The following is an 11,705-nucleotide window of genomic DNA, read 5'->3' as shown; positions in this document are numbered from 1 at the left end:
TTACGGGATGGACCTGCTGTACAGCTTGCCTTCCAGTGCGAGCTTGTACATCTCTGCTACATACGGGTTCCTTGCAGGCATTTCTGCACCCAGTTCTACCAAACGTGCGTACACCCTTACCACGTACGCAAGGGCTCCCATGAATGCCACTACGACACCCATGTTGAACATCCAGTGGTTGGGTACTGCAAATATCTCTTCTACGAACCAGAAGTGCCACATCTCGTTGACACCGATTGTGAACATCGTGGCAAGGTAACCAAGGATGGTTATCTTCAAACCAGTGTTCATCGAGTTGCCTGGACCTCTGAGTGCCGGGACTTTTCTGTCGTAAATTGCTACCATACCCCAGCCGACAGGGAGAGCCACGAAGTGGCTGTACAGCCACCAGTGTGCTGGCGTGAATGCAGAGTCACGTATGGATGTCTGGTGCAGCGAGCCATCGACGAAGTTGTCTACTTCGACGGAGGCTGCAATGGAACCTAGGCATATCACCATTATGTAGATCTTCTTCAGCCTTTGGACCTCGACTTCCTTTGGTATCAGTGCTGGCATCTGCGCCATAGTTCTTTCACGTATGATGAAGATCGACAATCGCCGATATAAGTCCGACTTTGCAATGATATATGCAATTTCTTTAGATCTTTGGCAAAGCGAATGTTTTGGTACAAATGCAACAACTAACTAGAATTTTTTTTATAAAATTTTCAAGAATTGAAAATTATCATTTACGGTAGTCAATTGAGATTATCAAATACCTGATTTTTGATGATCAACATGGGAATGACCCAAATTCTGACTGTAAGCGAAAAACTGTCGGCATTAATGATCGTCAGGGCGATCTTTCTGATGGGCGAGCATCTCTGCAGCGTGGCAGCTAGAACACATTGGCTTGCCGCAATCCATACAGTTGTTCCATGCATCGTCGTTGTAGAGTTCTATACCGCAGTGGGCACATCGCATTTTTTGGAACCTACACAAGTTCCTCTAATAATACTATTTGTGCAGGATAGTTGGTGTACAGGTACAATCCTATGCCATCTCCTAAAGAAGTAGCCTCGCTGTCTCCAGACCATTCTGATCACCAATAACCGTCGCTATTTTAGACATAGAGAACGCATCCGAGAGTGGAACTTTTTTGACCGACTAGCCGGCTTGTTCTTGACGGGCTCCGTCATCTTCTTTGCCGCAAGTTAGATAGTCTTGCTGCCATTTGTCCAGCGTATTTTTCAGCGTGTCGCTTCCCGTCATTGAATAGAGCCTGTCCAGCATCTTCATGTATTCAGGATGCTGTTGGTGCGGCACAAACCTGTCTTTAGATAGGGAATAGTATGTGCCACAATCTGCTGTCAGGTTACCGATGTTTTTCTCCAATACATCTACACCCTTCTTGAATAATGTCAGCGCTTGCTCGTCCCCAGTATATTCGTAATAAGTCATCAGATTTGCAACGCAAAACAGCTGACTGTTCAGTATTGCAGCATTGTTGTTTTCTGCTGCTACCCCCAAAAGCCAGCCATCCTGATTCAAGATCGTGGAATTAAAGCCGTTGAACACTTTTTTGGAAAATTCCAGATATTTAGGATCTCTTGTCTCATTGTATGCTTTAGCGGTCACAAGCATCGCCTTACTCTGAGCTTCACAACCGTACCAGGGCGCCGATATGTGCGAATAAAAGTGCCAGTCATAGTTATACGGCACTAGATAATAATCGCCATGATCTTCAAAGTGACTGAGAAACCAGTCAGCATCGTTCACAAAGTTAGGATTGTAGACCTGGCCTATATTCAGGCCAAAGAGGTTTTTGTAATCTACCATCGTGATGTTATTTACGTCATTGATATATTCAATGTCTGACCAACCGGTTCTTTTGCCGGAGCTATTATCATTATTATCACTGGCAACAGCAACATTAACAACTGAATCCTCTGCAAACGCAATCGGTTTCATCATCAGCGTCGGCGGAACCGAAACAGTGAAAACGACGATGGCAAGAGGAATAACGAGCAGACCTCTTCTCCTACTGAGCTTCTCGGTGATACTTTCGAAGATTTTCCAAGTTGGCGGCAACAAGTTCTTTTAGCTATACTGTCATTATTTTAAAGAGATTTGGTAAACCCACAAGGTAAACACATAACAATAAAAATTATCTGACTTTTGCTCTGGCTGAATACACAGTGTCAACGATACAGTTGTTCTCTCTATCACATTTGCGGCAGCTCGCTATGTTGCTGTTGCGCCGACGCCGGCGCAACAACAGATATTCGTGATATTCCTGCTTCGGACAGCGCGACAGGAGACCCGCTCAACTGGTCCCATACAAAGACCTTGACGGTATAGTTGCCAGAATCATAGTTGTCTGCAGGCGTCCAAAACCTCGAAGCCGTTTCTGTCTGTCCAGCGTTTACCGTGCCTGTTGTCCAGTCAATGCTAAAAGTAATGCCGTCCTTTTCAACCTGGGTTATGAAGACGTAGCTCTGTGGGATGTTCTGATAGTTTTTGAATGTAGCCGAGATGTTTACCGGCTGCCCTGGATTGACTGACGTCATGACGATGTTGTTCTGAAGTAAGTTCATCGTGCCAAAGGTTACAAGCTGAATCCGGTCCAGCGGGTGTTGTGCAAAGTGCGAGTCCGCATAGGTGAACACTTGGCCATCGGCAGTGAAACTGCCGCCAGAAGAGGAGCCTCCGCCGCCACCGCCGCCTCCCCCACCACTACCGCCGCCGCTGCTACCACTACTACTTGCGACACTCTGGATGACATATTCCTGTGCGACCGTAGGGGCGACGACGTTACCGGCGCTACTATCTCGTGCAATAAACTTGAGCGTCGTTGTGGAAGCTATCGGTATTGGTGCAGAGTAGACGCTGACTGCAGCTGTCATTGCTGCAGGGTCAGAGCCATCGGTGGTATAATAGATAGTAACAGCGTTAGTAGCAGACGATGATGATGACGCATTGGCTGAGAGCGTGACTAACTGCGCGGAACTGTATGTGCCAGCCGGAGGCGAGGCGGTCAATGCGATGGCACTGTTACTGGTACTTCCACCATTATTGTTGTTGCCGTTGCTGCTGCCATTGTTGCTACTATCACTACTGTTACTGTTGACGATAAACGTGCTCACCTCGCTGTAAGGACTCTGGTTCCCGTATGAATCCGATGCTCTGACCTTCCAATAGTACGTCCCATTGGCTAAAGGCTCTGAGCCGCTAGGAGGAGGGATGTTGTACGTTGGTGCTTCAAGTCCTGTTTGCGATATAACGGCAGGATTTTTAAAGTCAGGGTTGTCTGCAACCACCAAATCATACCTTACTGCAGGCGAGGCCAGGTCGGTTGCTTCTGTCCATTCAAACCTTAATGCTCCGCCGTTTGCAATTTTGGAAGCGTCTTTTGGCGACAGCGGCTTTGGAGTCGAAGGAGGTGTTGTATCGGTTATGGTAACCTTTTGCGTTGTAGAATTGGAGTTGCCTGAGGCATCAGTCACGTTCCACTTGACGGTGGTCGTCCCAACGGGGAAACCATTAGCACCGTCTCCGGACTCAGACCCTCCACCGGGCGCGTCATTGGTGACATGCGGAGATGGATCCTTGTCGTCGTGCACAGACGGCGATGGTAGTGAAACTGGCGTAAGAACGCCTGTAGCTTCCTTTACGATATCTGCCGGGGCGGTTATCTGGGGAGCAGTCTTGTCAGTATCATCATCAGCAGCAGGCGGTTCCGAAGACGGTGGCGGAGATGAAGGGGAGCCACCACCACTGCCATTATTATCATCGCCTATCGCCTGCGAATACGTCCTTATCGCATACCCTTTTGATTGAATGTTTTTGATGAGAGTGTCCAGATCTGCTAGTTCGCTGCTTGAGATCTGGTTTGTTGGATTCTGGCTTGAATCCTTTACAGCAAAGTCTTGGGGATGCAACGTAACAACCGCGTATCCGTATGAAGATATTGTCGAATCGATGCGACTGGTCAATGTATTCATCGCTGTCTTTGTCGGGGGTTCGGAATCATAGGTGTAGAATCCTATCACTTGCGGAAGATGATAGATGCCATGCGAGTCTGAAATATTAGAGCCAGGTATCGCCTTGTAGACTTTGTTGTCTTTGCTGTTAGGGTTGTCGGGGTCGTAGATGGTCGGAAGTTCTTGGTCAAATTCTGCGCTTATTACCTTCATTTTCAGTGCCTGAAGCGCGGCAAGAGTGTCGTCATTATAGGCATTGTATGGGGGAATGAACACCACTGCACTGCTTCCCCAAAGCGAGGTCATCTTTTGATTGGCCTGCTGCAGCGTATCATGTTGTTCCTGAGGAGTCAAGGTCCTATAGTCAACGTGGTTCCACGCATGGCTTGCAAGCTCGAATGTTCCTGAATCCAGTCCTGCCCTCACCTTGTCCACCACCGAAGGGTCGTTTCCAATAAAGTTCATTATTGTTCCAACCGTAAGTTTCTCGCTTTTTTCGATAAAGTGATCCATAAGCGCAACCTGAACGGTGTTAAGCCAGAAATCCTGAATATCATCAAGCCTAAAGATTACACAGTTGCACGCACCGGGGATTGTAGCAGCTTGGGCAGACAATGGTGTAGAGATTGCGCCCAATACGAGCAAGAACGAGGCTGCCATTGCAGCCAGGGAAGTAGTAGTAGTGGCCGTTTTAGAAGAAGGAGAAAAAAAGTTTGTGCGCCGCAGTCTGGATATATCATTGCCGCCACTTCGGTTGGAACTGTAAGTTCTGGAAGACAATGAAGGTGAGATTTTCACATAACAAAGTCCCATGGCTTTCTATATACGAGAAAAGTCCACCTTCTCGTTTCTTTTCGAATTATTTTCAATTCGGATCCAAGTTAGATGAATTGCATATGAAATTATCAGATTGACAATGATGTCAAAAGTCAGGGCGCCGCAAAATCTAGGCGCTCTATAGAGGGATGGAGGGAAAGAACACACCCGAAAAATTACTAGAGCGAAATCCTTCATAGTAACAACATTACATAGTCATTTTACGGCAAGTCAACCACTATTACAAATATGCTAACAAGCATCCCTAATGCAAAAAGAGCCTTCTTTTATGAATGCAGAGAATAAGAAGAGAAACAGGCCTCAAGCTGTGTGTGTGTGTCAAGGGCGTCCGCCGAGCAGATATTTCTGTAAGTCTTTAATTATAAAAAGAAGATCATGTCTTACAATGTCACGCGCTTGCAATACAGAACAAACAAAATCTTTTTTGGCATCAATAACTCTGCTAGCCGCTATTGTTTTTGTTTTAATTGGCCCCGCACCGATCGCTGCTGTTGCACAAGGGGAAAACAGCAGCGACAGGGCTAATGTACCATTATCATCATCGTCATCAGGGTTACAATTTTCATCACAACCAATCTGGGAAGAAAACGCAACATCCACCGGTGTGAGCATAATAAACCAGACGCACACAAGGGTGGATTTCATTGGAAATGGTACGATGACGGTCCTGGACACCGGGGAGACTATCAACATGACCAATACAGGTTACGGAATTATCACCGGAAGAGAGACTGTCTTTGCTTACGGAAGAGAGCACATCCATTCTGAAGAGGATGGCGATACTACGGCCATCACATTTTATGAAATCATCCGGTACGATCCTGCCACCCTGCAAGGAAAGGGGATAGTAATAGCAGCATTTGACAGCAATGCGACCGGCACGCTTGCACCATTTAACGGCATGACGGTGGCTGGAGTACATGAGGAAAACCCGGATTCAAAGGTGGCTACCATAACATTGTGGAAGTGGGAAAGCGGAATCATTGGCAGCAATAACAATACTGCCACCGCTACTACTATAGCAAGCGTGGCGGCGGCACCTTCTTCTCCTATTATGCATGAAGAGCTTCCTGCACGATAGAGGCACATCATCCAATCCTCAAAGTGCCACAACTATTAGCCGGCTTGCAAATTGCGTATCGGCACAGTTGGGAGAGAGAGAGTGTGTGTGTAATGCGCAGGAGATGTTGCGCAATAAAAATAATTTTGGCAGGCATGTCCAACAAGCATTAGGTAACTTTTGTAGGTAATGCTTTTTTATCACAATGCTGCGATTTTTTCGCAGTCATGTTTGGAAGCTGACGCAATAGAAATCAAACGTGACTCATATACATGCCCAATGAGTCCAATTACTCTGCTCGCATTCAATCTCTGTTCTTTGAGAATGTATGCGAGCAGAGTTTTTGACGCTCAGTTATTAGAATTAGAATCCTGTTACATAGTCAAGTTTTTCAACCTATTGCAGCATAACCCATCGAATGAACATAGCACGGTCAGGCTAGTATTTGCGCCGACGATAGCATGTGCCTCAACCGCAAAAATACCACAAACATGCGTTTGGAATCTGGACCGTAGTCAAAAGCGCTAGACAAGAAGACAGGTCAAGGAATGAAGAGGAGGAGAGAGAAAAAAAATACTCTTACTCACTCTCGCATACAGATACACACACATACTTTCTCTCTTTGCATCTATCTACCTAAGGTGCAGGCACGGCCTGAAGGTGCGCCTGTACACTGTACGTCACGTCGACTGGCTCACCTGTTACGCTCTGAAACTCTAGCGCCGCGGCGGTAAAGTGCAACGCACTTGCAGTCGCTTCTTGAGAAACCGTGGTCGTTCCGTCGCTCTGGATTGCGATGAGAGTTACATTGCCTGTTGCCTGCCAGATAATGTCGCCATCCCACTCAAAGCCAGGAGTTGGAGGAAGAACGCGTACTCCGATTATGCCATCGCCGATTTCTGCCGAGTGAATATTATGGGCGCTGATGAATATACTGGATTCATCGCTCTGGGTGTTGTTACCCGGCGGCGGAAGCGGTGAGGTGTTGTTGTCTTCGGGCGGAGGCATTGTTGTTGTCCCGTTGTCCTCTGGTGGAGGAGTTGTTGATGTACCGTTATCTGCAGGAGGCTGAGGCGTTGTGCCGTTCATCGGCGGTACTGGGTAAAAGTAGTTGTAACCCGGTACTTGTTGCTGTTGCGATTGTTGTGCATACGCTGCCGTCGTCATCATCATTGGGACTGCTACAATTGCAGTAGCAAATCCTGCAAGAATGACGAGGCTCGTTATAACTAGCGTGGTTTTCATCACCACCCTCAGCATCACATCATATAAAAATATGATGTTCTAGGTTATTTTTTATTCCGTTTGTGGATAATTCTCTCATATTGCTTTGCCGCAACCGCTGCAGGCGCTATATTGCCAAGATATTATGGATTCGTACTATAGACGCATACAGTTATTCAGAAACAGTTTTGCAGGCCAGCTACACGTTCCTTAAATGTGAAATTTGAAAGATTTTTGCGGATAATTGACCCCGCCCACTCTGGATGCGAGCGGGGACAAGTGGGTAAACATCGAACATGTGTGTGGCGCAGATGTTCGATGCTGTTTTTTACGCAGCATTGCATAAACGAGTTATGAAGAAGCACACGCACATCAACCCGGTCTATGAATGCCTGCCAGCGGGCGAACTTCTCTTTCATTTCATTACGACATTGTTACTATTATTTTATCCTGTTGTTGCTTTCATCCTCTTCTCTCCCAATACGTTGTGACAGACTTCATCAAGTTCGTATCTTGGCAAATGGCATTCATAGCTTTCACAAGGCGAAAATGTTTTGAACTGCTGCCATTCACCAAAGCCATGGGGATAACGAACCCATTTCCAGCAATCGCTGCTCCCATCGATGTACATGGTGGCTGTCATCTTGTTGTTATCGTCGACATTTTCGGCCGCAGCAGAGAACACTGCTGTCGGCATAATAATTATTACAGCTGATGCAAGAGCAATGCCCAAAAACATTCGCCTGGCTAGTGACATGGAGGCTTTGTACTCTCTTTTTGTCAAAGCATTGCATTATTCATCAAGAATTGATTTAAGCTGTCTCCATTTTTGGTCTATATGAAGAAATTGTAACTAGTTAATGTAATGTCCATATCTGCTCTATTTTATTTCCATTGTCCCAGGGAGAATATGCGAACTGCAACATAGATAGAACAACCCTCTATTTGATATCCAAAAATTGCCACTTTGGTACTAACGTCAAGAATCCGGCCACTATATTAGATAAATGATAGTATAAGGAATACAGAAGAACCGGGGAGGGAGAGCGGGGGAGACAGATGGCAAATTCAATCTACATTACCAACACATTTTGCAGCACATGTCAAGAGCGGCGGCCGTTAGGAATTGTCTATTGCCCAGAGTGCGGCAGAAAAGTCCGTACACATCGTATGACAAGTCGAAAACAAAAGGTTAGACTAAAGGTTGTGGCCTAGAGTCTTTTCTTTTTCCTTTTCCTTTTTCTCTTATATCATTATTTTAGCGTCTTGTAAAGTGCAAACTGTTGGCAATAATATTACCTACGCCCTGTCTACAGCGGTAGTACTGGAATGATTGTCTTTTAGAATGGAATTGCTCAAACCACATTCTGAGCATTTGTAAATTATTGTGTTTTCAAGCTCTTGGTCGACCGTCATTTCTCCGCCGCAACACGCGCACTTCAACTTGCAATTATAACTTCTGCCATCTTGAAATATAAAGTTAGAACCTCAAGCGGACGACTCTGTGTTTCCATGCCAGTTTTTATCAAAGTCCCTATTTTTTACCATACAATCATTTTCCCTTTTCTGGCTTTCTTTTGAAGTCGGTCGGACAACTATCCTGTTCTAACTCGACATAGATTTTTGAGGGGTTGATGTAAGGGATAGTCACTTTTACTTGCTTTTCAATCTTGTCTATCACCAACTCTATTTTGTCCGTGTCCAAGCCATCCTTCAGGTTGACTTCCATTGCAACTAGCACGTCCTGGGGAGCAAAGTGCATCGTCCTCAGGGAAACTACCCTGTTGACCTCGCGAATCTGCAACACAGAATCGACTATTCTCTTCCACTCCTTCCTTGATATGGCCTCACCTATCAGAAGGGCCTTGTTCTCCTTTGCCAAGAAGGAAGCAAAGACCATCAGGATGACACCTATGGCAAGCGAGCTGACGGCATCATAGATGGTGTTGCCGGTCGCTTCTGAAAGAAATATCCCTACTGCTGCAATGGTAATCCCAAGAAGGGCGGCAGAGTCCTCGACCATGACTGTCAGGATGGAAGGGTCCTTGCTTTCTCTAAACTCGTTGTAAAGGGTACGAAGACTGACCTTTTCGCCCCTTGCTTCAATCGCTTGCTTGAACACCACGAATGCGACTCTCAACGCATTTCCTTCAAATGCTGCGGATATTGCCAGGATTATGTAGCTGACGCTGACGTTTTGGATGTGATGGGGCGCAACCAACAGCGAGGTGGCGCCCTGCTCCAATGAGAGCACGCCGGAAATTCCAAAAAGCATCGTGGCGACTAGAAAGGACCAAAAGAACTGCTCTTTACCGTAGCCAAACGGATGACGCTCCGTGGCGGCCTTGGCACTAGTCCTTATTCCGACGAGTAGCAGTATCTGGTTAAACGTGTCAGAGAAAGAATGATAGGTTTCAGCCCACATTGCCGTGCTACCAGTAAATATCGCGGCGATGAGTTTGGCTATGGCTATTCCAAGGTTTCCAAACAATGCGGCGTAAATCGCTTTCTTGGAGCCGCCGGCCAATGCAAGTATATATCCGTCGTTCTACCCTAATAATATATTATAAAGGCGCTATGGCAATCATGACGCAAATGTTTCTGAACTGAGCGGCCCTTATCTGTACGCACGCCGGATGTAATGGGGCCGTCAGAATCTGGACATGGAGCACAGCAGCTGGCCTTTCTTACCGAATGAAAACGAGTTCACCCAGAATAGAATTGATAGAGAGGTTTGCCATTATTCTGCTGCTCGACCTATCGTGACCGTCGCCTGAGCTTGTGGTCACTGTCTCATTCCTGCTAATTACTGTGGCACCATCCTCCCTCATCTGTAGAACGTATTCGTGATCCACCCTTCTGGACGATATCTGCAATTCTGGCAAAAACGAATCATGGATTTTGCGCACTTGCCTGGCATCACCTACTTCTTCCTCTATCGTTTTGGAAATCTGGCCAGCAGCCTTGAAAAAGGCGCCCGAAATATACGGGAGAATCTCTTTCAGGAACGCCTTCAACTCTGAAACTTCTCTCTTGGGAATGCCGTAAGAGATTTCATTCCACTTTAGTACATAGTTAGAGATTCGGACTTCAGGTCGCACAAAACATCTTTCAGCCAGATAATATTTCTGGATAAGTGATTCCTCGATCTGCATAGACAATGGCATCCATGCAGACACCGCCCAATAATATTTACATATAAGGCCATACTGCTCTTGCTTTAGAGCAAAGTTCTATGCAAAACATAGATTCTTACAGATTGGCAGAGACAATCTTGTCGACGATAGAATCAGTCTTTGGCCCTCGGGTATTTGATGCGTTCATCGAAAAAATTTCAGAGGATTATCTAGGCGGGGAAATGAGCGTCCATGCAGCTATAATGCAAAGGCCAGAGCTGTTTGAGCTCGCATTTATTGGAATACTCGGGAGCAGGACAGGCGGGGAAATTCTTGCAAAGATCTGCGAACGAACAAAAAGCGAACTTGGCCTCGATGATGCAGTTACAACATCATATTCAAAGAAGGGAGATTTCGCCAAGTTCGTAGCAGCAACAACAACGGCAGGCTCACAGGTCGGGACGATCATCATGATTGTCGATGACGACAAGGATATTCTAAGCGGCATTGAGAAATCGCTGATTGCGTGTGGATACAACAAAGTTCAGACCTTTAATGACCCCGTCAAGGCACTGGAGCACTTCAAGTCCGCCTATGATAATAATAATGAGAAGGAGGAAAAGAGGGACTACTACCATCACAATCATGTCTTGGTGCTGACGGATATCCGTATGCATGGTATGGACGGTCTGCGCCTGGCTGAAGAACTTCTTCGTATCAATCCTGATGCCAAGATAATGCCAATGTCCGCGTATCAACTCGACGAGAAAATGAAGAACCATCTGCGTCGGGTGACTCGCGAAAACCTGCTTCAAAAGCCGTTTGGGATGAAAGAACTATGTGTTGCGGTTAGAAACGCGACACGTGCACCGTGAAATCTTGGAACAGCTCTTCGCGTGAAAAGCGGACTGATGGGAAATTTCCAAGATTCTCTTTTGTCTAGCCCTGAGTGCTACTCGCTTAACGGTTGGGTTACATGCCCAGTAACCAAAGTCGATCGCAGCAGGATTCTGGCCGTCGAGGCGGCAAAAGCATCAGCAAGCGATAGCGAGTGTGACTGACGGCCTTCAGCAAGCCGCCTCTTTTCGTATGACACGGCATCAAAGGTAAAGATGCCGCTTATAGGAAGACAGGGCCACCGGTTGACCTACTTGATCTAGAATTGAACCACTCACCTATGTTGCCTACATGAAAAATGGCGGAGGTGATTATATGATATTTCAGTTATTGGCTAGCTGTTGCTATGAATGACCAGTTAACGTGCATCAAAAACAAGCCTGCTTTGCAAGAGAGGAGTATACAACATGACGGCCTACACGATAGTACCTCATAGCAGAGCATACAACAAGGCGTTCTCCATCAACCTCTACAGGTACAAAGGCGCATGTCAAAAATGCAGACAGACAATTAACTTTGGTGACATAATAATCAGCAAGAGCAGCAGCAAGAATACAAAGTACTATCATGAAAAGTGCGCAAGGAAGGTAATGATACTTGACGAATGAT

11 protein-coding genes are annotated in these 11,705 nt (G+C 46.2%); 3 read left to right on the top strand and 8 right to left on the bottom strand.

The features are described 5' to 3' along the window. From NTE_RS00785 to NTE_RS00770, 4 genes are all read right to left on the bottom strand, one after another. Positions 1 to 582, bottom strand: a complete 582-nt coding sequence (locus NTE_RS00785; RefSeq protein ID WP_420835318.1) for a methane monooxygenase/ammonia monooxygenase subunit C — start codon at positions 580 to 582, stop codon at positions 1 to 3. A 564-nt stretch (positions 583 to 1,146) separates the two neighbouring features. Then, positions 1,147 to 2,070: a D-glucuronyl C5-epimerase family protein gene (locus NTE_RS00780; RefSeq protein WP_148699288.1), complete on the bottom strand. Its 924-nt coding sequence runs from the start codon at positions 2,068 to 2,070 to the stop codon at positions 1,147 to 1,149. A gap of 134 nt (positions 2,071 to 2,204) precedes the next feature. After that, the gene (locus NTE_RS00775) at positions 2,205 to 4,622 is read right to left on the bottom strand and encodes a chitobiase/beta-hexosaminidase C-terminal domain-containing protein (RefSeq protein ID WP_158384900.1); all 2,418 of its coding nucleotides are present in this window, start codon (positions 4,620 to 4,622) and stop codon (positions 2,205 to 2,207) included. A gap of 495 nt (positions 4,623 to 5,117) precedes the next feature. Then, the gene (locus NTE_RS00770; RefSeq protein ID WP_148699286.1) at positions 5,118 to 5,411 is read right to left on the bottom strand and encodes a hypothetical protein; all 294 of its coding nucleotides are present in this window, start codon (positions 5,409 to 5,411) and stop codon (positions 5,118 to 5,120) included. Between NTE_RS00770 and NTE_RS00765 the strand changes: the two genes are divergently transcribed. After that, the gene (locus NTE_RS00765; RefSeq protein WP_148699285.1) at positions 5,404 to 5,880 is read left to right on the top strand and encodes a hypothetical protein; all 477 of its coding nucleotides are present in this window, start codon (positions 5,404 to 5,406) and stop codon (positions 5,878 to 5,880) included. The genes NTE_RS00770 and NTE_RS00765 overlap by 8 nt on opposite strands. Before the next feature lie 615 nt (positions 5,881 to 6,495). Here NTE_RS00765 and NTE_RS00760 read toward each other — a convergent pair. The 4 genes from NTE_RS00760 to NTE_RS00745 form a co-directional block, all read right to left on the bottom strand. Next, complete coding sequence (locus NTE_RS00760; protein ID WP_148699284.1) at positions 6,496 to 7,122, bottom strand: hypothetical protein; 627 nt, start codon at positions 7,120 to 7,122, stop codon at positions 6,496 to 6,498. A 406-nt stretch (positions 7,123 to 7,528) separates the two neighbouring features. Then, a complete protein-coding gene (locus NTE_RS00755) occupies positions 7,529 to 7,867 on the bottom strand; it encodes a hypothetical protein (protein WP_148699283.1) in 339 nt (112 codons plus the stop codon). Positions 7,868 to 8,635: 768 nt separating this feature from the next. Then, on the bottom strand, positions 8,636 to 9,610 hold the full coding sequence (locus tag NTE_RS00750) for a cation diffusion facilitator family transporter (protein ID WP_148699282.1): 975 nt from the start codon (positions 9,608 to 9,610) through the stop codon (positions 8,636 to 8,638). Between the two features lie 160 nt (positions 9,611 to 9,770). After that, positions 9,771 to 10,238, bottom strand: a complete 468-nt coding sequence (locus tag NTE_RS00745) for a hypothetical protein (protein WP_148699281.1) — start codon at positions 10,236 to 10,238, stop codon at positions 9,771 to 9,773. Positions 10,239 to 10,318: 80 nt separating this feature from the next. Here NTE_RS00745 and NTE_RS00740 point away from each other — a divergent pair, with 80 nt between their 5' ends. Next, on the top strand, positions 10,319 to 11,074 hold the full coding sequence (locus NTE_RS00740; protein WP_148699280.1) for a response regulator: 756 nt from the start codon (positions 10,319 to 10,321) through the stop codon (positions 11,072 to 11,074). A 429-nt stretch (positions 11,075 to 11,503) separates the two neighbouring features. Further along, on the top strand, positions 11,504 to 11,704 hold the full coding sequence (locus tag NTE_RS00735; protein ID WP_148699279.1) for a hypothetical protein: 201 nt from the start codon (positions 11,504 to 11,506) through the stop codon (positions 11,702 to 11,704). Position 11,705 lies beyond the last annotated feature (1 nt).

The sequence above is a fragment of the Candidatus Nitrososphaera evergladensis SR1 genome (assembly GCF_000730285.1).
GTDB lineage: Archaea > Thermoproteota > Nitrososphaeria > Nitrososphaerales > Nitrososphaeraceae > Nitrososphaera > Nitrososphaera evergladensis.
Note: the sequence above shows the minus strand (reverse complement) of the source record. Positions and strands in the feature narration are given on the sequence as shown.